This is a genomic window from Streptomyces sp. NPDC046909 (assembly GCF_040644695.1).
In the GTDB taxonomy this organism is placed as follows: Bacteria; Actinomycetota; Actinomycetes; order Streptomycetales; family Streptomycetaceae; genus Streptomyces.
Map to the genome: position 1 here is coordinate 14,541 of NZ_JBEYXC010000027.1, position 24,432 is coordinate 38,972.

21 protein-coding genes are annotated in these 24,432 nt (G+C 72.7%); 2 read left to right on the top strand and 19 right to left on the bottom strand.

The window, feature by feature from the left end; genetic code table 11:
• Positions 1-29 precede the first annotated feature (29 nt).
• From ABZ928_RS49480 to miaA, 4 genes are all read right to left on the bottom strand, one after another.
• Complete coding sequence (locus tag ABZ928_RS49480; protein ID WP_361535582.1) at positions 30-2,159, bottom strand: HD domain-containing protein; 2,130 nt, start codon at positions 2,157-2,159, stop codon at positions 30-32.
• 285 nt (positions 2,160-2,444) lie between these two features.
• Positions 2,445-3,320, bottom strand: a complete 876-nt coding sequence (dapF, locus tag ABZ928_RS49485) for a diaminopimelate epimerase (protein WP_361535585.1) — start codon at positions 3,318-3,320, stop codon at positions 2,445-2,447.
• A 125-nt stretch (positions 3,321-3,445) separates the two neighbouring features.
• Positions 3,446-3,949, bottom strand: coding sequence for a hypothetical protein (locus ABZ928_RS49490; RefSeq protein WP_361535588.1), 504 nt, complete (start codon positions 3,947-3,949; stop codon positions 3,446-3,448).
• Between the two features lie 108 nt (positions 3,950-4,057).
• Positions 4,058-4,996: a tRNA (adenosine(37)-N6)-dimethylallyltransferase MiaA gene (miaA, locus tag ABZ928_RS49495; protein ID WP_361535591.1), complete on the bottom strand. Its 939-nt coding sequence runs from the start codon at positions 4,994-4,996 to the stop codon at positions 4,058-4,060.
• 182 nt (positions 4,997-5,178) lie between these two features.
• Here miaA and ABZ928_RS49500 point away from each other — a divergent pair, with 182 nt between their 5' ends.
• Together ABZ928_RS49500 and ABZ928_RS49505 are read left to right on the top strand one after the other, a co-directional pair.
• Complete coding sequence (locus tag ABZ928_RS49500) at positions 5,179-5,517, top strand: hypothetical protein (RefSeq protein ID WP_361535594.1); 339 nt, start codon at positions 5,179-5,181, stop codon at positions 5,515-5,517.
• A 24-nt stretch (positions 5,518-5,541) separates the two neighbouring features.
• Positions 5,542-5,808, top strand: coding sequence for an antitoxin (locus ABZ928_RS49505; RefSeq protein ID WP_361535597.1), 267 nt, complete (start codon positions 5,542-5,544; stop codon positions 5,806-5,808).
• Between the two features lie 88 nt (positions 5,809-5,896).
• On the opposite strand, the gene ABZ928_RS49510 is transcribed toward ABZ928_RS49505, so the two are convergent.
• The 15 genes from ABZ928_RS49510 to ABZ928_RS49580 all read right to left on the bottom strand — a co-directional run bounded on the left by ABZ928_RS49510 (position 5,897) and on the right by ABZ928_RS49580 (position 24,431).
• Entirely contained in the window at positions 5,897-6,610 is a 714-nt protein-coding gene (locus ABZ928_RS49510) for a class III extradiol dioxygenase subunit B-like domain-containing protein (protein WP_361535600.1), read from the bottom strand.
• A gap of 68 nt (positions 6,611-6,678) precedes the next feature.
• A complete protein-coding gene (miaB, locus tag ABZ928_RS49515; protein ID WP_361535603.1) occupies positions 6,679-8,196 on the bottom strand; it encodes a tRNA (N6-isopentenyl adenosine(37)-C2)-methylthiotransferase MiaB in 1,518 nt (505 codons plus the stop codon).
• 3 nt (positions 8,197-8,199) lie between these two features.
• The gene (locus ABZ928_RS49520) at positions 8,200-9,549 is read right to left on the bottom strand and encodes a condensation domain-containing protein (protein ID WP_361535606.1); all 1,350 of its coding nucleotides are present in this window, start codon (positions 9,547-9,549) and stop codon (positions 8,200-8,202) included.
• The gene (locus ABZ928_RS49525; protein WP_361535609.1) at positions 9,546-10,568 is read right to left on the bottom strand and encodes a Gfo/Idh/MocA family oxidoreductase; all 1,023 of its coding nucleotides are present in this window, start codon (positions 10,566-10,568) and stop codon (positions 9,546-9,548) included. Before ABZ928_RS49525 ends, ABZ928_RS49520 begins: the two co-directional genes overlap by 4 nt.
• A 72-nt stretch (positions 10,569-10,640) precedes the next feature.
• On the bottom strand, positions 10,641-11,534 hold the full coding sequence (locus tag ABZ928_RS49530) for an SDR family oxidoreductase (RefSeq protein ID WP_361535612.1): 894 nt from the start codon (positions 11,532-11,534) through the stop codon (positions 10,641-10,643).
• Positions 11,531-12,151, bottom strand: a complete 621-nt coding sequence (locus ABZ928_RS49535; RefSeq protein ID WP_361535615.1) for a class I SAM-dependent methyltransferase — start codon at positions 12,149-12,151, stop codon at positions 11,531-11,533. The genes ABZ928_RS49530 and ABZ928_RS49535 overlap by 4 nt, the downstream gene beginning before the upstream one ends.
• Before the next feature lie 34 nt (positions 12,152-12,185).
• Positions 12,186-13,229, bottom strand: a complete 1,044-nt coding sequence (locus ABZ928_RS49540; protein ID WP_361535618.1) for an HAD-IIIC family phosphatase — start codon at positions 13,227-13,229, stop codon at positions 12,186-12,188.
• A gap of 58 nt (positions 13,230-13,287) precedes the next feature.
• Positions 13,288-14,454, bottom strand: a complete 1,167-nt coding sequence (locus ABZ928_RS49545) for an acyl-CoA dehydrogenase family protein (RefSeq protein ID WP_361535621.1) — start codon at positions 14,452-14,454, stop codon at positions 13,288-13,290.
• On the bottom strand, positions 14,451-14,768 hold the full coding sequence (locus tag ABZ928_RS49550; protein ID WP_361535624.1) for an acyl carrier protein: 318 nt from the start codon (positions 14,766-14,768) through the stop codon (positions 14,451-14,453). Before ABZ928_RS49550 ends, ABZ928_RS49545 begins: the two co-directional genes overlap by 4 nt.
• Positions 14,765-15,622, bottom strand: coding sequence for a 3-hydroxyacyl-CoA dehydrogenase family protein (locus ABZ928_RS49555; RefSeq protein ID WP_361535627.1), 858 nt, complete (start codon positions 15,620-15,622; stop codon positions 14,765-14,767). Before ABZ928_RS49555 ends, ABZ928_RS49550 begins: the two co-directional genes overlap by 4 nt.
• Positions 15,619-18,783: a beta-ketoacyl synthase N-terminal-like domain-containing protein gene (locus ABZ928_RS49560; protein WP_361535630.1), complete on the bottom strand. Its 3,165-nt coding sequence runs from the start codon at positions 18,781-18,783 to the stop codon at positions 15,619-15,621. Before ABZ928_RS49560 ends, ABZ928_RS49555 begins: the two co-directional genes overlap by 4 nt.
• Positions 18,780-20,696, bottom strand: a complete 1,917-nt coding sequence (locus ABZ928_RS49565) for a non-ribosomal peptide synthetase (protein WP_361535633.1) — start codon at positions 20,694-20,696, stop codon at positions 18,780-18,782. Before ABZ928_RS49565 ends, ABZ928_RS49560 begins: the two co-directional genes overlap by 4 nt.
• Complete coding sequence (locus ABZ928_RS49570; RefSeq protein WP_361535636.1) at positions 20,693-22,183, bottom strand: NAD(P)/FAD-dependent oxidoreductase; 1,491 nt, start codon at positions 22,181-22,183, stop codon at positions 20,693-20,695. Before ABZ928_RS49570 ends, ABZ928_RS49565 begins: the two co-directional genes overlap by 4 nt.
• Positions 22,180-23,172, bottom strand: coding sequence for a hypothetical protein (locus ABZ928_RS49575; protein WP_361535639.1), 993 nt, complete (start codon positions 23,170-23,172; stop codon positions 22,180-22,182). The genes ABZ928_RS49570 and ABZ928_RS49575 overlap by 4 nt, the downstream gene beginning before the upstream one ends.
• The gene (locus ABZ928_RS49580) at positions 23,169-24,431 is read right to left on the bottom strand and encodes a hypothetical protein (RefSeq protein WP_361535642.1); all 1,263 of its coding nucleotides are present in this window, start codon (positions 24,429-24,431) and stop codon (positions 23,169-23,171) included. Before ABZ928_RS49580 ends, ABZ928_RS49575 begins: the two co-directional genes overlap by 4 nt.
• Between the last annotated feature and the right edge of the window lies 1 nt (position 24,432).

Genomic DNA, 24,432 nt, shown 5'->3' on the forward strand with positions numbered 1-24,432 from the left:
GAGGCACACAAAGGCGCATAAGGCGGGCCTCACGCGCCCGGCGTCTGCGCCCTGCTCACGTCGTACACGCCGGGCACGTTCCGCATCGCCCGCATGAGCGCGGGCAGCAGGGCCGCGTCCGGGAGCTGGACCGTGTAGGTGTGGCGGACGCGCTGCTGGCTGGGGGGTTCGACGGTCGCCGAGACGATCTCGGCGCCTTCGAGGGCCATGGCCTCGGTGAGGTCGGCGAGCAGATGGGGGCGGCCGAACGATTCGGCGAACAGCGTGACCCGGCACCCGGTGGTGTCGCCCCAGCGCACGCCGACCTCCGTGCGCCCCGCGTCCTTCATACGCGCCACCCCGGCGCATCCGACGCGGTGCACGGTAACCACTCCCCCGCGCACGGCGAACCCGGTGATGTCGTCGGGCGGCACGGGCGTGCAGCAGCCGGCCAGGCGTACGGTCGCGCCGGGCTGGTCGACGAGGACGTCGGTGCCGCCCGGGCGGACGAGCGGACCGTCCGCGAGCGGCGCGCCGGCGGCGGACCGGGGGGCCGGTTCGCGCTCCTCGGCCTCCCGCGCCCCGTCCTGGGTCCCCTCGTGCGTCGGGTGCGTCGCGATCCACCGCTGGATGGCGATCCGCGCGGCGGGCGTGTGCGCGTGCTCCAGCCACTCCCTGGAGGGCTCGGAGGCGGGGTCCTGGCCCATGAGGAGCTGGACGGTGTCGCCGTCCCGCAGAACCGTGCTGAGGGTCGCCAGGCGGCCGTTGACGCGGGCGCCGATGCACGCGTGCGCGTCCTCGCCGTACTGCGCGTACGCGGCGTCCACACAGGTGGCGCCCTCGGGGAGGCCCAGGGTGCCGCCGTCGGGCCGGTAGACGGTGATCTCGCGGTCCTGGGCGAGGTCCTCGCGCAGCGTCGACCAGAAGGTGTCGGGGTCGGGCGCGGCCTCCTGCCAGTCGAGGAGGCGGGAGAGCCAGCCGGGGCGCGTGGGGTCCTCGCGCTCGCCGTCGACGGGCTCCTCCGAAGGAGGAGCGTAGGGATTGCCGAGCGCGATGACGCCGGCCTCGGCGACCTTGTGCATCTGGTGGGTGCGGATGAGGACTTCGGCGACCTGACCGTCGCCGCGGGCGACCGCGGTGTGCAGCGACTGGTACAGGTTGAACTTCGGTACGGCGATGAAGTCCTTGAACTCCGAGACGACGGGCGTCAGACAGGTGTGGAGTTCGCCGAGGACGCCGTAACAGTCCGCGTCCTCGTTCACGAGCACCAGCAGCCGGCCGAAGTCGGCGCCACGCAACTGGCCGCGTTTACGGGCCACTCGGTGCACGGAGACGAAGTGCCGTGGCCGGATGACGACTTCGGCCTGGATGTCGGCGTCGCGCAGGACTCCGCGGACCTCGTCGGCGATCTCCGCGAGCGGGTCGTCCGCGCGGGAGGCGTTGTCGACGATCAACTCCCGCGTGTGCTCGTACTCCTCGGGGTGCAGGATCGCGAAGACCAGGTCCTCCAGCTCGGTCTTGAGGGCCTGGACGCCGAGGCGTTCGGCGAGCGGGATGAGGACGTCGCGGGTCACCTTGGCGATGCGCGCCTGTTTCTCGGGGCGCATGACGCCGAGGGTGCGCATGTTGTGGAGCCGGTCGGCGAGTTTGATCGACATCACGCGGACGTCGCTGCCGGTGGCGACGAGCATCTTGCGGAAGGTCTCGGGCTCGGCGGCGGCGCCGTAGTCGACCTTCTCCAACTTGGTGACGCCGTCGACGAGATAGCGCACCTCCGCGCCGAACTGCTCGCCGACCTGATCGAGGGTCACATCGGTGTCCTCGACGGTGTCGTGGAGCAGAGAGGCCGTCAACGTCGTGGTCTCGGCGCCGAGTTCGGCGAGGATCAGGGTCACGGCGAGCGGGTGTGTGATGTACGGCTCACCGCTCTTGCGCATCTGGCCCCGGTGCGAGGACTCGGCCAGGACATAGGCGCGGCGCAGGATCTCGCGGTCGGCGTCGGGGTGGTGGGCGCGGTGGGCCTCGACGACATGGCTGATGGCGTCGGGCAGCCGGTCACGGGCCGCCGGGCCCAGCAGGGCGGCGCGGCCCAGGCGGCGCAGGTCGATCCGCGCCCGCCAGCGCGCCGCAGGTCCTGTTACCGGACCTGGGGTCGCGGGGTTCGTGGCCTCCGCACTCATGGGCACCTCCGGCTGCGTGGACCGGCGGACGGGGTGCCCCATGGCGGACACGGCTCAGGGGATGGCATTCCCCCGTCCGGGCCGGTGCTTGATGCTACCGAGCCCACCACGCGCGGCTGACCGCCTCTCGTCGAGCGTGAAACGGATCACCCATTCGAGCGACGGTTTCCAGGTTTACGGTTTCGCGCCACCTGACCTGCGGCTGCCCGTTGTTTCGCACGGTTCCGGATGCCCGGAGCTGCGATTCCCGGCGACCGAGGCCGCCAGGCCCCACGATTCAGACGCTCAGCGCCCCGCGTTTTCCAGCCATTCCGCATCGATCTCGCCCTCGGCGACGATCACCGCGGGACCGGTCATCTCGATCTCGCCGTCGGGCCGCTCGGTGATCACGAGGGTGCCTCCGGGCAGATCGACGGTGTACGTCGCCGGGGTCCCCGTCACCGCCGGGTCGGCGCCGTCACGGCGGGCGGCGGCCACGGCGACGGCGCACGCGCCCGTGCCGCAGGACCGGGTCTCGCCGGAGCCGCGCTCGTGCACCCGCATCGCGACATGGTTCGGGCCGCGGTCGATCACGAACTCCACGTTGACCCCGTCCGGGTACGCGGAGGCGGGGCTGAAGGGCGGCGCGTCGTACAGGGTGCCGGCGTCGGCGAGGTCGTCCACGAAGGCCACGGCGTGCGGGTTGCCCATGTTCACGTTCCGCGCGGGCCAGCTGCGCTCGCCGACGCTCACGCTGACGTCGCCCTCGGGGAGACGGGCCCTGCCCATGCCCACGGTGACGTCACCGTCCTTCGCGAGGTGCACGGTCTTCACACCCCCGCGCGTGGCGACGGTCAGGTCGCCCTCGGTCACGTGCCCGGCGCGCTGGAGGTAGCGGGCGAAGACGCGGACGCCGTTGCCGCACATCTCCGCGACCGAGCCGTCGCCGTTGCGGTAGTCCATGAACCACTCCGCCTCGGACGCCATGTGCCGCGCCTCGGGGTGCGCGGCGGACCGCACGACGTGCAGGACGCCGTCACCGCCGATGCCGGCCCGGCGGTCGCACAGGGCGGCGACGGTGGCCGGGGGCAGGTCGATGGTGTTCTCGGGGTCCGGGACGATCACGAAGTCGTTCTCGGTGCCGTGGCCCTTGAGGAAGGGGATCCGCGTGCGCGTGCTCATGCGTCGATCGTAAGGGAGGTCGGCTTCTGGCTGCGGGCCGGTGGGGGTTGATCGCGCCCTCGCGGCCGAGCCGCATATCGATACAGCCCCGCGCCCCTAAAGACAAAAGAAAAGACAGGGCCGTCTCAGCGCAGCCTTGCCACGCGGAACACCGCCAGCGCGACCACCGCCGCCACGATCACGGCGTACAGCAGGACCATCCGCCAGTCCACCCTGCCGCCCGAACCCCGCTGCGGCAGGCCAGGCCACGTGTAACCGACGCGGCGGGCCGCCATCATTCCCCAGCCCGCCGCGCAGGAGCAGATCAGGAGGCCCAGCATCGCGATCACCGCGCCGCTGTCGCCGAAGTCGAAGGCGAGAGGGAAGGCGAACATCAGGGAGCCGATCGCGGCCAGGGCGACGATGGGGGCGAGCTGCCAGATGCGCATACGGCGCTGTGGGCGCAGCTCGACCTCGACCTCCGGGCCGCCCGCGAACATCTCCTCGGGCTCGGGACCGTCGGCGGTCACGCCGCCCTGGGTGTCGTCGGGCCCGTCGGGGCTCAGACGGTCCCCGTCCTGCTCCGCTTCACCGTCGTCGACGGTCAGGGGCTCGGTGCCTTGTGCGGTGTCGCGAGGGCCGGCCTCCATCGCCACGCGCCCTCCCAACTCGGACTCCACTTGGTCGATCGAAGCTCGATGATGGCACGGCGCCGGAGGGCCGGATGACGGCCTGAGCGTCCCGATGCCATGACGTGATCAGGCTGTAACCGGTCGTTCGACCAACGCCAGTGCGAGCTGCGGAAGTTCTGTGAGATCCGCCGCAGCCCCACTCAGCCAGTGCACCCGCGGATCGCGCCTGAACCATGAATCCTGGCGGCGCGCGAAGCGCTTGGTGGCCCTTACGGTCTCGGCCCGCGCCTCCTCCATCGCGCACTCCCCCGCGAGCGCCGCGAGCACCTGCTGGTAGCCGAGCGCGCGCGAGGCCGTGCGCCCCTCGCGCAACCCGCGCGCCTCCAGCTCCCGCACCTCGTCCACGAGGCCCGCGTCCCACATCCGGTCGACCCGGCGGGCGATGCGGTCGTCGAGCTCGGGGCGGGCCACGTCGACGCCGATCTGGAGGGTGTCGTAGACGGAGTCGTGGCCGGGGAGGTTGGCGGTGAAGGGCTTGCCGGTGATCTCGATGACCTCCAGGGCGCGGACGATCCGGCGGCCGTTGCTGGGCAGGATCGCCTGGGCGGCCTCGGGGTCGGCGGCGGCCAGGCGGGCGTGCAGCGCGCCGGAGCCGCGGAGCGTGAGCTCCTCCTCAAGCCGCGCCCTGACCTCGGGGTCGGTGCCGGGGAACTCCAGGTTGTCGACGGCGCCGCGGACGTACAGGCCTGAGCCGCCGACGAGGATCGGCCAGCGGCCCTCGGCGAGCAGTGCGTCGATGCGCTCGCGGGCGAGGCGCTGGTACTCGGCGACGGAGGCCGTGACGGTCACGTCCCAGATGTCCAGGAGGTGGTGCGGGACTCCGGCACGCTCCTCGGGCGTCAGTTTGGCGGTGCCGATGTCCATCCCTCGGTACAGCTGCATGGAGTCGGCGTTGACGACCTCGCCGCCGAGACGTTGGGCCAGAAAGACGCCCAGATCGGACTTTCCGGCGGCGGTCGGTCCGACGACGGCAATGACGCGGGGGGCGGGGGGTGCGCTGCTCACCGCCCCAGTCTCGCAAACGTCATGGCGTGGCCTCGAACGAGTTACGTGACGGCACGCCTCCGGGGTCGTTGCCTGTTGCGAGGTTTTCGCCGCCGGTTTCGAGGGGCGGCGACCCGGGTGACGCAAACGGACGCACCGGGCAACGCGGGAAATCGCCCGCACGAGTAACGTATGGAGTGGATATGGGTGTTTTCGCACGACTTCTCCGGAGGTCGAAGGCTACGGAGGAGGCGTCAACCGCCGAGGCAGGGGCCGCCACACTGACGGCCGAACCCGAGGCGGAGGCGGCGGCAGCGGCGAAGGGGTCGGCGGAGACCGAGGCTGAGGTGAAGACCGACGCCGAGGCGGAGACCGAGGCTGAGGCGAAGGCCGAGGCCGGTTCCGAGGACCACCAGGACGCGGCCGGGCCGACGGCGACGGAGGCCGTCGAGGCCGGTGCCGCCGAGGGCGTCGACATCCCCAAGCAGCAGTCCGCCGACGAGGCGGCCGACAGCGAGGCCGGCGAGGGCGCCCGCACATAACTGTCCCGCGCGGGAAGGTGAACGATGGGTCTCCTGGACAATTTGAAAGCCAAGCTCAGCCCGGCCAAGGACAAGGTCTCCGGCCTCGCACAGCAGCACGGGGACAAGATTCAGCACGGTCTCGACAAGGCCGCGAAGGTCGTCGACGAGAAGACCAAGGGCAAGTACAGCGACAAGATCCAGACGGGCACGGGCAAGGCCAAGGACGCCATGGACCGACTCGCACACAAGGACGACGGCATGGGTGGCGGCACGACCACGCCCCCGTCCACACCGCCGCCCGCTTCCTGAACGGCACACCGACGGACGGCCGAGGGGCTTCAGGCTCCCGGCCGTCCGCCGTTTCCGGAATGGCTCCCGGAACGATCACGCCGAACGGTCAGGACCAGGTCGCGACCACATACCCCACGCCGTAGGGCGCGTCCTCGTACAGCAGCTGCCCGCCCAGGCCGGCGTCCTCGGCCGCGCCCGCGAGGACCTGCCAGGGGGCCCGCCCCGAGGCCTTCAGTGCGTACGCCAGCTCCGCGTCCAGCGCTTCGAGGGCCGCCACGTCCGCCGACCCCAGCGCACGGGCGACCTCCTCGTCGAAGGGGGCCGCCCGCTCGTCGAAGTAGCCCGGTGCCTTCAGCGTGCGGCAGGCGCTGGCGTCGCCCATCACCAGCAGCGCCACGCGCCCGGCCCGCGCGGCGATCTCCCTTCCCACTTGGATACACCGCTCGGCCCCGAGAGGTTCCCCCACACCGAGTCCCTCGATCGGGGCATCCGACCATCCGGTGCGCTCCAGCAGCCACGCGGCGACGGCGAGCGAGACCGGCAGCTCGCCCTGGGGCGCCGCGCCCTTGTCCGAGCCCAGTCGTACGTCGACGTCCACGCCGAAGCCCCGGAAGGAACCCCGGGTCCCCTGCGCGTGCGTCCCGCGCCCGCTCTGCTCGGCCGGCCCCAGAACCACGAGCAGGTCGGGCCGGGCGGCGGCGAGCACTCCGAGCGCGTCCGTGCACGCGGCCCGCGCCGCGTCCAGCTCGGGCGCGGCACCCGCGGCGACCTCGGGCACGAGAAGCGGCGGACAGGGGCACACTGCGGCGGCGACAAGCATGATCGGCAGCCTACTGCGGCCGGTCGCGTACGTCAGTCGACGGCGACCGGCGCCCCCCCTCCCCGACGTCAGTCGACCGCGCAGCCCCCGGTCACCGCCGGCAGCGGCTCCGGGACGCCGATCTTCGGGAGGCCCAGCATGACGCCCGCCGGCTTGGCCGCCTCGGCGGCGTTGCGCTTCTCCCAGGCGTCGCCCGCGCGCGTGCGGCGCACGTTCAGGACGGCGCCCTCGGCGAGGAGGTGGTGCGGGGCGGCGTACGTGATCTCGACCGTGACGACGTCGCCGGGGCGGACCTCCTCGTCCGGCTTGGTGAAGTGGACGAGGCGGTTGTCGGGAGCGCGGCCGGAGAGGCGGTGGGTGGAGCCGTCCTTGCGGCCCTCGCCCTCGGCGACCATCAGCTCCAGCGTGCGGCCGACCTGCTTCTTGTTCTCGTCCCAGGAGATCTCCTCCTGGAGGGCGACGAGACGCTCGTAGCGCGCCTGGACGACTTCCTTGGGGATCTGGCCCTCCATGGTCGCGGCGGGGGTTCCGGGGCGCTTGGAGTACTGGAAGGTGAAGGCGTTGGTGAAGCGGGCCTCGCGGACCGTGTGCATGGTCTGCTCGAAGTCCTCCTCGGTCTCGCCGGGGAAGCCCACGATGATGTCGGTCGAGATCGCGGCGTCCGGCATCGCGGCGCGCACCTTCTCGATGATCCCGAGGAAACGCTCCTGCCGGTACGAGCGGCGCATCGCCTTGAGGACGGTGTCCGAGCCGGACTGGAGCGGCATGTGGAGCTGCGGCATCACGTTCGGCGTCTCCGCCATGGCCGCGATGACGTCGTCGGTGAAGTCGCGCGGGTGCGGGGAGGTGAAGCGGACGCGCTCCAGGCCCTCGATCTTCCCGCAGGCCCGCAGCAGCTTGCTGAACGCCTCACGGTCGCCGATGTCACTGCCGTACGCGTTGACGTTCTGGCCGAGGAGCGTGATCTCGGAGACGCCCTCGCCGACCAGGGCCTCGATCTCGGCGAGGATGTCGCCGGTGCGGCGGTCCTTCTCCTTGCCGCGCAGCGCCGGGACGATGCAGAACGTGCAGGTGTTGTTGCAGCCGACGGAGATCGACACCCAGGCGGCGTAGGCGCTCTCGCGGCGGGTCGGCAAGGTGGAGGGGAAGGCTTCGAGCGACTCGGCGATCTCCACCTGCGCCTCTTCCTGCACGCGCGCGCGTTCCAGCAGGACCGGCAGCTTGCCGATGTTGTGCGTGCCGAAGACGACGTCGACCCAGGGTGCCCTCTGCACGATGGTGTCGCGGTCCTTCTGGGCCAGACAGCCGCCGACCGCGATCTGCATGCCGGGGCGCTTGGTCTTCATGGGGGCGAGGCGGCCGAGGTTGCCGTACAGGCGGTTGTCGGCGTTCTCGCGGACCGCGCAGGTGTTGAAGACGACGACGTCGGCGTCGCCGTCGGACCCCTCGGGCGCCTTCACATAACCGGCGCCCTCCAGCAGACCGGACAATCGCTCGGAGTCGTGGACGTTCATCTGGCACCCGTAGGTGCGTACCTCGTATGTCTTCACGCCCACTGCCTGGCTCCGGTCGCTGCTGATGGTCATCCCTCAAGAGTAGGCGCTTTCGGGGGAGGTCCGTCCGGGTACCTCCGGGACCTCGTCGGGCGCGCGGTGCAGGGCGGTGATGACCGCTGTCTCCAGGGACCGGAGGAAGGTGTGGATCTCGGGGGCCGGGAGGACCGAGGTGTCGGCTCTGAGGGTGAGTTCCGTGTGGTGGGAGTCGTGGAAGGCGGTCAGGTAGAAGCGCATGTCGTCGTGGTCGATGCCGCCGCGGTCGATCGTGCGGGTCTCCGCGCGGAGGGCGTCGACGCGTTCGATGTCCCGGTCCGTGGGCTCCGGCCGGTGTCCGGGGAAGTTGAGGTTGAGCGCGCAGGACAGGTCGGGGCCGTCAGGGGGCGGGGCCTTGAGGTCGTCGGGGTCGTACTGGCCGGCCAGGGCGGCGACGGCGCTTCTGCGGTGGGCGTCGGCGAGCAGGCGGCGCAGCGGGCGGTCCTGGACGTCCAGGCACAGCGGGGCGTTCTGGACCACGGTCGCCGAGGCGCGGGCCGCCTCGTGGAACCTGTTGTGCGAGAAGAGGAGGAAGCCGCAGGACCGGTGCCCGTGGCGGTGGGCGAGGAGGACGGCGACGAAGGCGAGCACGACCGCTGCGTCGGCCACGTGGTAGCGGGCGGCCAGCGCGCGTACCGCCGTGTGGAGGGCGCGGGAGCGCAGGGCGACCTCCTGGAAACGCGGTTCGGCGGGCGGCGCGGGTGGCGCGGGGAGCATGTCGGCCGGGAAGCGGCTCAGTTCCCGTTCCCAGAAGCGCAGCGAGTCGGCGGAGGCGCGGCGGCCCTCGGCGGAGTGCTCGTGGGCGACGCGGTCCAGGGGGTGGGTGAAGGTGCCTGGGGCGGATCCGTCCAGCTCCGCCGCCAGGTCTTCGGCGACCATCGCGAGGCCACGGTGGTCCACCGCCATGTGGAACGCCGTGAGGACGACGTACGACGGGACTCCGCCGTACGTCACCACCGCGGCCCTCAGGGACAGCTCGGCGACCGTGAAGGGGAGGGACTCCAGGCGGGCGAGGGTCTGTCCGGCGACCGCCTCGGGGTCCTCCCCGGCCGCGTCGACGATCTGGACCGGGAGCTCCCCCGCGCGCGCGAACGTCTGGCAGGGCGTTCCCGTCTCGTCGACGGAGAAGCGGGTGCGCAGGCCCTCGTGGCGGGCGGTGATGGTGGCGAGCCCCGCCAGTACGGTCTCCAGGTCCCGGCCTTCCGGCACCGCCACCGTCCGGGACATGTTCAGGTGCCGCAGCTCGGGCGCCTGGGAGTGAACGGCTCGCCAGATCCACTTCTGGCCCCAGGTCAGCCCGCACCGGCCGGACCGGTCCCCGTGGAAGGCGACGGTCCGGGTCCCGGTCACCGGGCGCCCGCCGCGTCGTAGAGGTCGTTGATGGTCCGCAGGGTGCCGACGGCGTCCTCGGGGGCGGACAGCATCGGGGTGCCGTCGGTGACGCTGCGGCAGAAGTCGGCGATCTGGCGGCGGTGGGACACGCCGTAGTAGGCGATGCCGGGCGGTTCCTCGGCCAGGGAGCGGGCGCGCTCCTGGTCCGCGCGGCGCAGGAGTTCCCCGGGGCCCGAGCGGTGGTGCAGGGTGCCGGGGTGGTCGAGGTCGAAGACGACCGAGCCGAGGCTGCCGACGAGTTCGACACGGGTGCGCCAGTCCACCGAGCTCGCCACGGTGACGTTGAGGGTCACGGAGACCGGGCCGGCCGACAGCAGCGCGCCGAGGGTGTCCTCGGTCTCCATGACCCCGGTCAGGACGCGGGTGCCGGCCGTCGCCGCGTGCACGGTGAGGTCGCCGCAGATCCAGCGGACCGTGTCCAGGCAGTGGTAGCCCTGGTTGATCAGCGCCGATCCGCCCTCGCCGGCCCGGGTGCCGCGCCAGTAGCTGTCGGCGTAGTAGTCCTCGGGGCGGCGGGCCTGGAGCCGGGCGGACACGTAGAGCAGGTCTCCCAGCAGTCCTTCCGCCACCCAGTCGCGGACGGCCAGCACCAGCGGGTCGTAGCGGTGCTGGGCGACCACCGAGAGGACCAGGCCGCGTTCGGCGGCGAGCGCGGTGAGGGTGTGCGCCTCCGGCTCGTCCAGGCACAGCGGCTTCTCGACCAGGACGTGCTTTCCGGCGTCCAGGGCCTGTCGTACGAGCTCTCCGTGCTGGGCGTGGTCGACCGTGACCGACACGCTCGTCACCGTGGGGTCGGCCAGGACTGTGGTGTGGTCCCTCGTCCACTCCGGTATGCCGTGGGTCTTGGCGAACGTGTCGGCGTGCGCCTCCCGGTCGCAGGCCACGGCCACCGACCAGCCGGGGACGGCGCCGAAGCCGTCGACGTGGTTCGACGCCACCCGGCCGCAGCCGATGACGGCATGTCGGAATTCCCGCATTTCGCTTCTCCGTTCGCATTCAGTCGGGTCCGGTCGGGGCCGGTCGCGGCTGGTCGGGGCGTGAGGGGTACGTCAGAGGTAGCCGTAGCTCAGCCAGCCGCCGTCGACCACGAGGGTCTGGCCGGTGACATAGGCGGCGTCCTCGGAGGCCAGGAACAGCACGGGGCCGGTGATGTCCTCGGGGCGGCCGCGGCGGCCCATGGGGATGCGGGCGACGATCTCGTCCTCGTCGAGCGCGCCCGGGTGCGGGGTCTCCACGCGGATCATGCCGGGGGCGACCGCGTTGACGGTGACGCCCCGGGCCGCCCACTCCACCCCGAGCACCCGGGTCAGCTGGAGCACCGCCCCCTTGCTGGCCGCGTACGCCGCGCGCCCGGGGAAGGCCGTGAAGGACAGCAGGGACGCGAAGTTGACGATGCGTCCGCGGCCCCGTTCGAGCATCCGGCGGCCGGCCTCCTGGGACATCAGCAGGGTGCCCATCGCGTTGGTCTCCAGCAGGGCGCGCGCGTCCGCCTCCGGGACGGACTCGGAGTCGCCCATGCTGAACAGGCCCGCGCAGTTGACCAGTACGTCGATGGGGCCCCAGCGGTCGGTCACCTGGTCGACCGCGGCGCGTACGTCGTCGGCGCGGGAGACGTCGCAGCGCAGCGCGAGCGAACTGGGCGGGCCGGTGCCGGTGTTCGCCGCCCGCGTCCCGTACACGCTGCTCCCGGCGATCTCCGCCGCCACGCTCTCGACCTGCTCCCGGGTACGGCTGGCCACCGCGACCCGCGCGCCCTCGCGGGCGAAGGCGAGGGCGACCGCCCGGCCGATCCCGCGGCCGCCGCCGGTGACGACGACCGTCTGATCGGTGAACCGGCCGGTCCGGTGCGGGCGTCGGGGATCCGGCAGCGGCGGGACGGACATGTCCTCCTCGGGGGCGTACGGCCAGTGCAGGGAGCCGAGGGGGCCGTCGGCGGGGTTCACCGGCGCTGGAAGACGCCGAGCCAGTGCCACTGGTCGGGGCGCTTCTCGGTGGGCAGGTTGCGGAAGCGGCGCAGTTCCTCGACCTTGAAGTGCGGCAGGAAGGGCTGGACCAGGTCGTCCGAGGTGAGCCGGATCGGGCCGGAGCCGGGGGTCATGCGGTCGGAGAAGCCGACGAGGACGAACAGCCCGCCGGGGGACAGCAGTCGGGCCGCCTCCGCCGCGTAGGTCTCGCGGGCCTCGGGCCGTACGTTGTGGTAGACGAACGAGTCGTGCACGACGTCGGCGCAGGCGTCGGGCAGCGGGACGTCGAGGATGTCGCCCTGGACGAAGTCGACGTCGGTCGAGTAGAACCCGGCGAGTTCCCGGGCCTTGCGCAGGGCCGTCTCGGACCGGTCGACGCCGGTGACCCGCATGCCGTGCCGGGCCAGGAAGATGGAGTGCACGCCGGGTCCGCAGGCCAGGTCGACGACCCGGGAGCCGCGGGGCAGGGTGCCGTCGATGACGAGCTGCTGGAGGGCGGGGCTGACCGAGGTGGTCACCCAGGAGATCTCGCCGAGCTCGGAGTTGTCGTAGAGGGGCGCGAAGCCGCTGACCCATCGTTCGGTGAAGGCTTCCATGTCTGTCCCATCGGTGAGAGTGGAGAAAGGGCGGTCAGTCGGCGTGGACTTCCACCCGCAGGTAGTCGGGGAAGTCACGGCCCGCGCCGGGTGCCAGTCGCAGGGTCCGGACGGGGCCGCGGCGGCCGTCGTCCTTGAAGCCGGTGAGCCGGTAGACCAGGTACATCTGGCGGTTGACGTCGTTGGCGAGGAAGTCGGCGGTCAGGGCGAGTCCGCGGCTGTCGGCGGTGCGGGCCAGGTGGGTGAGGACGGCGCCGCCGACGTTGCGTCCCATGACCCGGCAGGACATGAGGAACAGCCGAATGCGCCAGTCGGCGTCGTACCGGCCGAGCAGGACGAGGCCGATGGTGCCGTAGGAGCCGAAGCGGTCCTCCAGGGACATCACCAGCAGGGTCTGGTCGTCACGGTCCATCAGGTCGCGCAGTTCGTCCGCCGAGAACTCCAGGCCCGTGGTGTTCAACTGGTGGGTGCGCTGGGTGAGTTCGGCCGCGCGGACGAGGTCGTCCGGTCCGGCCGGGGCGATCGTCAGCCGCATGTCCAGGGAGCGCAGGAACTCCACGCGCGGTCCCTCGAAGGACTCCTCGTGGGCCTTGCGCTGTTCGGCCCGCCGGTAGAGGAGCCGCCGCTCCCGCGCCTCCGGGGTGACGGGCGGGTCCAGGTCGGGGCGGTCGGCGAGACCGGTGAGGTCGGCGCTGTCGAGGACGCGGACCTCGGGGCAGGCGTCCTCGACCTCGGCGCGCTCGAAGGGCGAGTCGTCGAGGAACAGCAGGGAGTCCACGGCGATGCCGAGTTCCTCGGCGACCGCGCGCAGCATCCGCGACTTGGGCTGCCAGCCGATCTGCGGGGCGAGGAAGTACTCGGCGAGGCCGAACTTCTCCAGCCGTTCCATGGCCCTGGAGTGCTCGTTCCTGCTCGCCACCGAGTGCAGGACACCACGGCCGTCGAGGGTGCGCAACAGGGCTTCCACGCCGGGACGCAGGGCGGTGGCGCCGCCTTCGGCGAGCACGCCTTCCCAGACCGTGTCGTCGAGGTCCCAGACGACGCACTTGACGGGTGGGGCGGACTGCGGGGTCGTCATCCTCGTTCCTTTCATGTGCGGGGTCATGTGCGAGGTCATGTGCGGGCACGTGTGCGGGTCATGTACGGGCTCGGGCGCGGGCGTCGCGCTCGGCCCTGCGGACCCGGTGGCGGGCGAGGGCCTGTTCGGCGACGAGATGCTGGAGCAGCTGGGTGTTGCCCTCGATGACCTCCAGGACGCGGGCGTCGCGCACGTACCGGTCGACGGGGCTGTCCGCCACCAGGCCCGCGGCGCCGTGGAGTTGGGCCGCGACCTGGGCGGCGGTGGTCGCGGCGCGGGAGGCGGAGAGTTTCGCGGTGAGGACGTGGCTCATGGTCCGGTCGTCCGGGTCGTCCAGGGCGCGTGCCGCCCGCTCGCACATCAGCCCGGCGGCCTCGGTGGCGACGACGGCATCGCTCAACAGCCCGCGCACCAGCTGGAGTCGGTGCAGCGGGCCGCCGAACTGCTGCCGGTCGATCGAGCAGGCCAGGGCCGCCTCCGTGGCCTCCCGGGCCAGTCCGTAGGCGCCGTACGCGACGCAGAGCCGGCCGAGGGTGAGGGCGTCGGTGGCGATGTGGGAGAGGGCCGCACCCTGCCGGCCGAGCAGCCGGTCGGCGGGCACCCGGCACTCCCGCAGGCGCAGTTCGGCGAGGCGGGCGCCGCGGAAGCCGCTCATGGCCGGGGCGGGGAGGATCTCGACGCCCGGGTCCTGGCGGCGGACCAGGACGGCCAGGTCACGCCCCTCGTGCACGGCGAAGACCAGGAAGACCTCGGCGACGGCCCCGAAGGTGATCCACTTCTTGTGACCGGACAGCACCCACGAGTCGCCGTCGCGCCGCGCCGTCGTGGCGACCCGGCGGACGTCGCTGCCGGCCTCCTCCTCGCTGAGTGCGAAGGCGCCCACGGTCGTTCCGGCGGCGAGGTCCGGCAGGAACTCCGTGCGCAGCGGTGCGGCGCCCCAGCGGGTCAGCGCGCGGCACACCATGCCGTGGACGGTGAGCACGCTCTGGAGGGAGGCCGACTTCTCGGCGACGGTGCGGCTCAACTCCCCGTATGCGAGGTACGACAGAGCTCCGCCGCCGTACTCGGCGGGGACGAGGGCGCCGAGGGCGCCGGTCTTGCCGAGCCGGGTCAGCACGTCTGTGTGCACGTCGGCGGGGAGAGTGTCGATGTCGCCGGCGTCCAGGAGGAGTTGCTCGACGTCGGAGAGCAACCGGGCTGCCGTGACGGCCGTTCGGGGGCTCACGGTCGGCGCTTCCGCAGGACGAAGGCGACCACGGCGGCGACGCTGTCGAAGTGCTCGATGTCGAGGTCCTGGTCCAGCACCTCGATGTCGAAGCGGCGTTCGAGGTGCCCGATCAGCTCGACGGCGGCGAGCGAGTCCAGCAGGCCGCCGGAGATGAGCCGGTCGCGTTCCAGGAGGGAGGTGTCGTCGACGTACCGGGCGAGGAACGTGGTCACCTCGTGCCGGATGACGGCGGCCTCGTCGTCGGCGGGTTCGGTGGGTGCGGTGGGTTCGGTGGGTTCAGTGGCGGTCCGCTCGGCGGATGCGTGCGTCATGCTGGCTCTCCCAGGTGGTAGTCGTAGAAGCCCCGCCCGGACTTGCGTCCCAGGTGGCCCTCCTGGACCATGCGCCGCAGCCGGGCGGACGGGGTGAACCGTTCCGGACCGTGGTGTTCGGCCAGGACGTCGAGAGTGAGCGCGACCGTGTCGAGGCCGATCAGGTCGGCGGTGCGCAGGGGTCCGGTGCGGTGGCCGAGGCAGCCGCGGAAGAGCTGGTCGACCTGGGCCGGGGTGGCCACGCCGTCGTCGAGGAGGGCGGCGGCCTCGTTGACGAACATCATCAGACAGCGGTTGATGACGAACCCGGCGACGTCGTTCACCACCACGGTGTCCTTGCCGAGCCGCCCCGCGACGTCCTGGAGCGTGCCGAGCGCCTCGGGCGTGGTGTACGGGGTGCGGATCACCTCCACCATCGACGACAGCGCCACCGGGTTCATGAAGTGCGCGCCCAGGACGCGTCCGGGGTGCGCGGTCTCCAGGGCGAGGCCGGTGACGGGGATGGCGGAGGTGTTCACGGCGACCACGGTGTCGGCGCCGAGCACCTCGTCGAGGGCGCGGTGGACCTTCTCCTTGGCCGCCGGGTCCTCGGTGATGTTCTCCACGACCAGCCGGGTCCCGGCCAGGTCGCGCAGCGAACTGGCGTACTCCAGACGGCCCTTGGGCCCCTGCGGGGCGCCGCCTCGCCGCAGCCGGGTGACGCGGTCCCCGTCGCCCACCCGGTCCGCCGCGGCGCGCAGCGCCCCGGGGTCGGAGTCGTGCAGCACGGTGTCGATGCCGCGGTCGACGAGCGCCTGGGCGAGACTGCTGCCCATGACGCCGGCGCCGACGATGCCGACGGCCTGTCCGTTCACTGGTGTCCTCCCGGGTTCTGCTGCTGCCAGTCCTTGATGCGCTCCGCCATCCCGGCGAGCGTCGACTCCTCGAACACGGCGATGGCCGGTACGTGGACGCCCAGTTCGCGCTCGATGCCGAGGATCAGCTGGACGCTCATGACCGAGTCGCCGCCGAGTTCGAAGAAGTCGTCGTCGGGGCGGATGCGTTCGGTGCCGAGGACGGAGGTCCAGACGCGGCCGAGGACGGTCCGGAGTTCGTCGTCGCGTCCTCCGACCGGGTTCTCCGTGACGGCTGTCGGCGCGCTGGGCGTCCGCACCGGTGCCGCTGCCTCTGCCGCCGCCGGTGTCATGGCCGTGACCGGGGCGACCGGTACCGGCTGGGCCGTCAGCCCCTCGGCGATGCAGGTGTGCCGTGGGTCCATGGCGGTCGGCGGCAGGCCCGCGGCGGGGGCGCTGCGGGCGGTGGTGCCGAGGGCCGCCCGGTCCGGCTCGTACCCCGCCTGCCACAACTGGCCGAGGGCACGGGTCAGTACGACGTCGTCGGCGTCGCCCTGGTACTCGCGCCGCATGGTGGGGATGACGGTGACGTCGCCGAGGTGTGCGCGGGACTGCGCGGCGAGGGTGCGCAGTTGGCCGGGGCCGATCTCCAGGAGGATGCCGCACCGGGTGGACGCGGTGCGCAGCGCCTTCCCGAACATCACCGGCGAGGTCAGCTGACGGCTCCAGTAGTGGACGTCGGTGAGTTCCTCGCCCGCCCAGCCGCCGGTGAGGTTGGCGACCAGCGGCACGGTGGGCGCGGCCGGGCCGACCTCGGTGAGCAGGTCCGCGAGGCGCTCTCCGGCCTCCTGGAGGAGCGGGGTGTGCAGGGCGTGCCGGATGGGCAGCAGCCGGCCCTGGAGTCCGCGTTCGGTCAGCTTGTCGGCGACCTCGTGGATACGGTCCCGCTCTCCCGCCAGCACACAGGAACGGGACGAGTTGACCGTCGCCAACCAGACGCCGGGGCCGGTCAGTTCACGGGCCTCGTCCTCGGACAGGCTCAGGGCGATCATCGCGCCCTCCGGCTGCTCCGCCACCAGCCGGGCACGCTCCACGACGACACGCAGGACGGCCTCGTCGGTGAAGACTCCGGCCAGCGTCGCGGCGGTGAGCTCGCCGAGGCTGTGGCCGGTGACGGCGTCGGGGTGGACGCCGAGCCGTTGCAGGGAGCGGGCGAGGGACAGCTGGAGGGAGAACAGCACGGCGTGCGAGGCGACCGGGTCGAACACCCCGCCGCCGCCCGGCCGGGCGCGGCCGAGCAGGCGCTGGAGATCGACGGCGGTCCCGCCCGTGGCGCCCGAGGCGGGACGTACCAGGCCTTTCAGGTCATGGCCGACGAGGTCGGAGCAGCGCTCCAGATGGCCGTCGAGGAGTTCCGCGAACCCGGGCAGGACCGTGCCGAGACCGGCGCCCATGCCCTGGTAGTGGTCGCCGACTCCGGGCAGTACGAAGCAGATGTCGGTACGGCCGGGCTCCGCGGGAATCGTCCGGTTCCGGGCGACGGCCGCGTCCAGCTCCCGGCACAGTTCGGCGGCGTCGTGGCCGACGGCTGTGCGCCGGTGACGGCGGTGACGGCGGCCCGCGAGGGAGACGTCCGCCGCGACATCCGGGGGCACCTCACCCGCGGCGAGGGCGTCGCGCCAGGCTTCCGCGGTGCGGTCGGCGGCGGGGGCGGTGTGGGCGGAGAGCAGGAGGAGGTGGGGACGGGGGCGGGGGCCGGCCGGCGGTTGCGGAGCGACCGGCGGCTGCTCTACGACGTCGGCGTGGGCGCCGATGCCGGCGTGGGGATCGGCGTGGGCGCCGGCACCCGCACCCGCACCCGCACCGAGCGACACCCGCGGCCGATCCACCGCTCCGGCCCCCCGCGGCGCGACCGGTGGCGGTTCCTCCACGATCGCGTGGACGTTGGTCCCGCCCAGCCCCAGTGCGCTGACCGCCGCCCGGCGCGGGGCGTCCTGGCGCCACTCCCGTGCCGTGCGGGCGAGCCGCAGCGTGGAGTCGGAGTTCTGGACGAAGTCGGCGGGCAGGCCCACGTGGAGGGTGGGCGGGATGCGGCCGTGCCGGACGCTCAGCACCGCCCGTACGAACCCCGCGAGCCCCGACGCCTCGCGCAGATGGCCGATGCCGGACTTGACCGAACCGACCTCCGCGCCGGGCCCCTTGCCGTACACGGCGGACAGCGCGGCCCACTCGGTGGCGTCGCCCAGGGCCGTGCCCGAGCCGTGGCTCTCGATCGAGCCGATGGTGTCGGCCTCGGCCTCCGCGAACAGCAGCGCGTCCCGCATCAGCCGTTCCTGGGCGTCGGCGCTGACGGAGGCGTAACCGCTCTTGGCACCGTCGTTGTTGACGGCCGAACCACGCACCACGGCGTAGATCCGGTCGCCGTCCGCGAGGGCGTCCTCCAGGCGTTTGAGTACGACGGCCACGACGCCGTCTCCCGCGACGGCACCGCCGGCCCGCGCGGAGAAGGGCCGGCACACCCCGTCCGGCGATCCGATGCCACCCGCGAGATAGCGGTAGCCGTGGACGTCCGGCACCCGGACCGCCGCGGCCGCCGCGACGGCGACGTCGCACTCGTGGCCCGCGAGGCTCCGGGAGGCCTGGTGCACGGCGAGCAGACCGGTGGAGCAGGCGGTCTGGAGGGTCATGGCGGGCCCGGTGAGCCCGAGCCGGAAGGCGACCTTCGTGCTGCTGTGGTCCTTCTCGTTGCCCATCTCCAGGGCCACTTCGTCGGGCTCCTCGCCGCGCGCCGCGAACACACCCCGGACGATCTCCTCGTGCCGGCCGCGACCGACCCCGGCGAAGACACCGACCACCGGGTCGCCGCCGGGGAGCACACTGGCGTCCTCCAGGGCCTGGTGGACGGTGGTCAGCAGGAGGCGGTGCTGCGGGTCGGTGACGAGGGCGTCCTTCGGGGCCATGCCGAAGAACGGGGCGTCGAAGTCGTAGACGCCGTCGATACGTCCCGAGGCCCCGATCCAGCGCGGGTCGTCGAGGAGCTCGTCCGGGACGAGACCGCGCAGTTCCTCGGGGGTCGACCGGGTGACGCAGTCGCGTCCCGCGAGCAGGTTGTCCCAGAACGCGGTGAGGGTCGGGGCACCGGGCAGCCGCCCGGCCATCCCTGTGACGGCGATGGCGCTCATCGGGTGGAGTCCTTCCTGGAGTCGACGGAACCGGCGCCCGAGCGCAGCGCGGCCCGGCGGGCACTGTCGGCGGCGGCTGCGCGCGCCCGGCTCGATGCCGAGGGCGAGGGCGATGCCGATACGGGCGTCGGCCGCCCCGCCACCGCGGCCCCTTCGATCAGCTCCGCCTGCGCCCGTACCGTCGGCGCCCGCAGAAGGTCGGCGAGGCTGATCCCGTACCCGAGTTCGTCGCGGATCGCCGCCCGCAGGACCATGAGCCGCAGGGAGTCACCCCCGAGGTCGGTGTACCGGTCGTCCACGCCCACGGACTCGGTCCGCAGCACCCGGCGCCACACCGCGAGCAGCGCGGTCTGGGTCGGCCCCTCGGCGGGCTTGGGCGCGGCGAGTTCCCGCGGACGCAGCAGGGCCGGCGGTTCCAGGGACGCGCGGTCGACCTTGCCGCTGGGCAATTGGGGCAGCCGAGGCAGCTCCACCAGGTGCCGGGGCACCATGGGGCGGGGCAGGCGTTCCGTGAGGAAGGCGCGCAGCTCCCCGTCCCCCGGCGGGTGTTCGTCCGCCACGAAGAAGGCCACCAGCACCGCGCCCTGCTCCGGGTCGGGGTATCCCGCGACCGCCGCGTCCCGCACCCCGGGGTGTTCCCTGAGCACGAGCTCGACCTCGGTGGGCTCCACGCGGTGACCGCGGACCTTGATCTGCGAGTCTCTGCGCCCCCGGTACTCCAGCGACCCGTCGGGCCGGTACCGGGCGAGGTCCCCGGTGCGGAACAGGACGGGGGCGTCGGGGTCGCCGAAGGGGTTGGGCACGAAACGCTCGGCGGTGCGTTCGGGGTCGCCGAGGTATCCGGACGCGAGCCCGGGACCGCCGGCCCACATCTCGCCGACGGTTCCGGGAGGCACCCGACGGCCGCGCTCGTCGCACAGGTACACCCGCATGTCGAGCGGCGTGCCGATCACCGTCGCGTCAGCGACCGAGTCCTCGACCGGCCCCCGCCGATGGGCCACATAGTCGGCCTCGGTGAGGGTGTACGTGTTGTGCACCTCGTACCCGAAACCGCGTACCCGCTCCTCCAGATCGGGCGGCAACGCCTCCCCGCCGACGAAGACATGCCGCAGGCCGGGAAGTCGGGCGAACCGAGGATCGGCCGTCAGCACCCGCAGCATGGAGGGGACGAGGCTGATCACGGAGATCCGCTCGCGCTGGAGGAGGTCGATCAGATAGGCGTCGTCGCGTTCACCGCCCGGTTCGGCGATCACCGCGGTGCCTCCGGTGGCCAGCGGCCAGAACAACTCGCGGGCACTGACGGGGAGTTTGAGCAGATGACGGTCGTCCGCGCCGAGCCCGTACAGCCTCTGCTCCAGGAACACGCGTGAGGTGTGCAGCCGGTGCGGGCGCAGGACCGCCTTGGGCAGTCCGGTGGAGCCGGAGGTGAAGAGGATGTACGCGGGGTCCTCAGGGCCCGACGTCACGTCAGGTGGCCGTACTTCGCGGAGGACGGGCACCGCGGGTGCCTCCTCCTCGGGCAGTCCGGTCGCGGGGACGGCGGCTCCGGCGGTGCGCAGCTCGACAGCGGGGCGGCAGATCCCGACGTACTGGCGGATCCGCGATGCGGGCAGTTCGGGGTCGAGATGCAGGAACACCCCGCCGGCCTTCAGCACCGCCAACAGCCCCGCGAACAGCCCGAGCGAGCGGTGCCCGGCGACCGCCACCACGTCCCCGGGTCGGGTTCCGGCCTCGATCAGGCGGTGTGCGAGGTGGTTGGAGGTCTCGTCCAGTTCGCGGTAGGTCAGGGACTGCTCCCCGCACTTCAGCGCGCGGGCGTCCGGGGTACGCCAGACCTGGAGCTGGAACAGCTGGTGCAGGGTGACGGGGGGATACGCGGGCAGCCGTCCGGCGCCCGGTCCGCCGCCCCTCACCGCGACCCCCGTGGAGCGAGAATCGCGTCCGCGGCGACCAGGCCCGTGGCCGCGCCGTAGGTCACGCCGATGATCTTCGAGGAGCAGTCCCCCGCGAAGTACAGCCCGGGCGCACTGCTTTCCAGCTCCGAGGACAGCTCGATCGACGGGTAGAGCTTCTCCACCACCGGCGCGGCGACGACGGTCCGCGGTCCGGCCAGCCCGGGCGCGACCGCCTCCAGCCGTTCGACCATCCCGGCGATGTCGGCGACCCGCCGCGGCCCGAGCGCCGAGGCCAGATCGTCGTCCGCCGAGTGGATGAGACTGTGCGCGGGCCGCTCGGACAGCCTTGCCCCGCCGAGGAGTTCGAGGAGGGGCTGTACGACGGGGAGGCCGCCGCCGAGCTTGGTGACGCGGCGGGCGAAGTCCAGCGCGTGCTCGGTTCCGTCGGTGTCCTCGGGGACGTCGACGGTGGTGACGATGCCGAAGTTGGTGCGGTCGGTGGGGGTGGTGAGGCAGTGCTGGCCGTCGAGGACGGTGGTGTCGTCGAAGGCGTACTGCATGATGCGGCCGCCCTCGCAGACACAGAACGTCCGGACGGGTTCGCCGAGTTCGTTGAGGAAGGTGAACTTGGGGTTGTGGCAGGAGGCGGTGAGCGGGGCGGCTTCCTCGCGGCCGGTCTCCAGGCGGATCCCCACGTCCACGCGGCGGCTGGGCCGGTGGGCGACGCCGTTGCGGCGGAGCACGTCCCGCACCCAGGCCAGGCCCAGCTTGCCCACCGCGACGACCACGTTGGCGGCCCGGAGGGGTGGCTCGGGCGAACCGGCGACACGGACGTGCCAGTCGCCCTCCGGTCCCCGGGTGACGTCCTCGACCCGCCGCCCGAGCAGCAGCCGGAGCCCGTGTTCCCGCGCCTCGGCGGTCAGCGCGTCGACCATGCCGATGGCGTCGTCCACGGTGATGGCCTGGGACAGCGCCTCGTCGGCCAGGGCGAATCCCGCGACCGGGGCCGGCGCCCCGGAGGTCCTGGCGTCCGACACGGGCAACGCGGGCGACTCGGGCGACTCGGGTGCGGTGGGCGGCAGTCCGAAGCCGTACATCAGGCGGTAGACGTCGGCGACCGCGTCCGCCGCCCGGTCGAAGTCGCCGAGCGCCCGCTCCAGGCCGCTGTACGCCCGGTAGCCGCCCGCCCCGTCGTTCTCGATCTTCGACCGGGAGAGGCCCCGGATGTAGCCGAGGTTGGTGTCGAAGTGGAAGGCGGCGCCGCCCAGTCCGGTCAGGCAGTCGCAGCGGTTGCACTGGAGGCGGAACTTCTCGGCGGGCCGCACCTGTTGGCCGCGCATCCGGGCGGTCACCCGGGGGCACAGGCTGTCGCGCATCCCGCCCCCGGCCTCCACGAGCGCCACCCGGGCGCCCCCGGTGGCCAGCCGCCACGCCGCGAACAGCCCCGCCGGCCCGCCGCCGATCACGACGGCGTCGAGTCGGTCGGTGCCCACGCCCGTCGTCACGACGACCTCCCCGTCCGACTGGACTGGCTGGACTGGCTGGTCCGACTGGTCCACCTGGGGTTCTCCGCCTCGAAGCGGTCGGCGAACGGCCCGTAGAAGAGGTGCCCGGCGGGCCTGCCCTGGTCCTCGATGCGGCGGATCATCCATCGGCAGATCAGGGGGGTGAGCCCCACCAGGTCGTCCACGTCGTCGCCGGTCAGGGCGGTGTACCGGCACAAGGCGTGGTCGGCGGCCGCGCGGAAGGCGTTGTCCTCGTGGAAGACCCGGTCGTACAGCCAGTCGAAGCCGTGCTCCCCGTAGTCGGGGAAGGCGAGCAGCGCGGCCGTCCAGACGACGTTGAGGGCGTCGAGGGCGGGGACCCCGACGGCGCGGTGGTCCTCCCAGTCGATCAGGCCGATGCGGCCGTCGTCGGCCACGCGCAGGTTCCAGGGCCCGAGGTCGCCGTGCGAGGGACCGACGGCGGCCCGTTCCAGGTACCGCAGGGTCGGCTCGGTGACACCGGTCAGCCCCGGCAGATAGCCCGCCGCCGTCTCCACCGGGTCCCCGGGAACCTCTCCCCCGCCGCTCGACCGCACCGTCGCGGCGAGTTCCAGCGCGCTGCCGAGCAGCCCGGGCCAGCCCTGGGGCGGGGTCGCGCGCATCACGTCGGGGAAGTCCCGGGCGGGGACGTACGACATCACGAAGCCGCTGTCGAGTTCCGCGACCGGGTGGGGGCGCGGCAGGCCGAGGTCGTCCAGGGAGGTCAGCACGGACCACTCGCGGGCGACCATGGCGTCGTCCGGGTCGAGGGGGACCTTGGCGACGTGGAGGGGGGTGCCGTCGACGGAGGACTGGACGAAGAGGCGCCGGCACTGTTTGCGGGCGCTGCGCGGGATCCAGGCCCGGAAGGTGAGCCGGGCGGCGTCCGTGCCGTGCAGGGCCGCGAGCCGGCCGGCGATCTCCTCGGCTCGGGCGGCGTGCCGGGTGTCTTCGAGCGCGACGGTCGTCATCGGCGGCCTCCGATCAGGGCCTCGGTGCGGGCCGGGAGGACCTCGGCGAGGAGGTCGCCGAAGGACGGGCCGCGCAGGAGCCGCCGGAGTTCGGCCACGCCTCCGGCGCGCGCGGCGGGGCCGGTGGCGAGGAACTCCTCGATACGGGTGTTCATGGCCCGCCGGAAGCCGGCGTAGGCGCTGTCGTCCTCCAGGAGGCGGCCGGTCTGCCGGACGATGGCGGCGGTGCCCTCGAAGTCGTCGGCGGGCACCCGGTAGTCGTCGATGCACTGGGAGAACCCGACGCCGAGGCGGTGGAACAGCGTCCCGGCGAGGGACTCCAGGTTGACGATGTGACCGTAGTGCTGTTCGGGCAGGGCCATGGGCAACTGGCCGAGCCGCAGCGACTCGTGAATGGCCGTCAGTCCTGGAGTGAGCATGTAGTGGCGGGCCGACGCCACGGCGGGCAGGAACTCCCGGTGCGGCATGCAGCCGAACTCGGCGACCCGGCCGCCCACTTGGACCCGGCGTTCCCGGCCGTTGCCGTATCCGCCGCCGCACACCGCGACGCGTTCCAGCGCGGGCCAGTCCCGCAGCAGGTCGGGGACCCAGCGGTCGAACAGGCGCAGGTAGTCGTTGTGGCGGTCGTAGTCGAGGAGGAAGTTCTTGAACCCGCCGAGGTTGATGAGGAGATCGTGGCCGGGGCCGTTCGGTGCGGAGGCGGCGCCGACACCGGCGAGTGCCTGCTCGTCCACGATCGGCCCGGTGACCTCGATCCGTCCGGGCTTCAACTCCCGTGCTTCCGCCGCCCGTTCGGTGACGCCGGGGAAGTTCTGCACCACGGAGACATCGGCCAGCAGATGGGCGGCGTAGATCCGCTCGTGCGGGGCGAGTTCCGCGAAGTGGGCGTCGAGGGCCGCGTGGTCGCCTCGGGGCGCGACCGCGCAGAGGTCGGCGATCCGCCGGGGCGGGGTGCGCAACTGCCAGAAGGAGAAGAGGCTGTCGACCATCAGCGCGGGGCGGTTCGCCGCGTACGCCCGCAGGACCAGGTCGGCGTCCATGACCGAGACGACGTAGTCACTGCCCTCGATGAGCCGGTCGAGGACACCGGCGCCCGCCTCGACGATGTCGTCGAAGGCGTCGGCGTTGCGGCGGGCGAAGTCCGCGGCGACCGTGGTGCCCACGAAGAGCCGGTCGTGGTGGTCGAGCCTCCGCGACAGCGCGGCGAGCTTGGATATCGGCCCGTAGCCGCAGCTTTGGGCACCGAGCAGCAGGCGCATC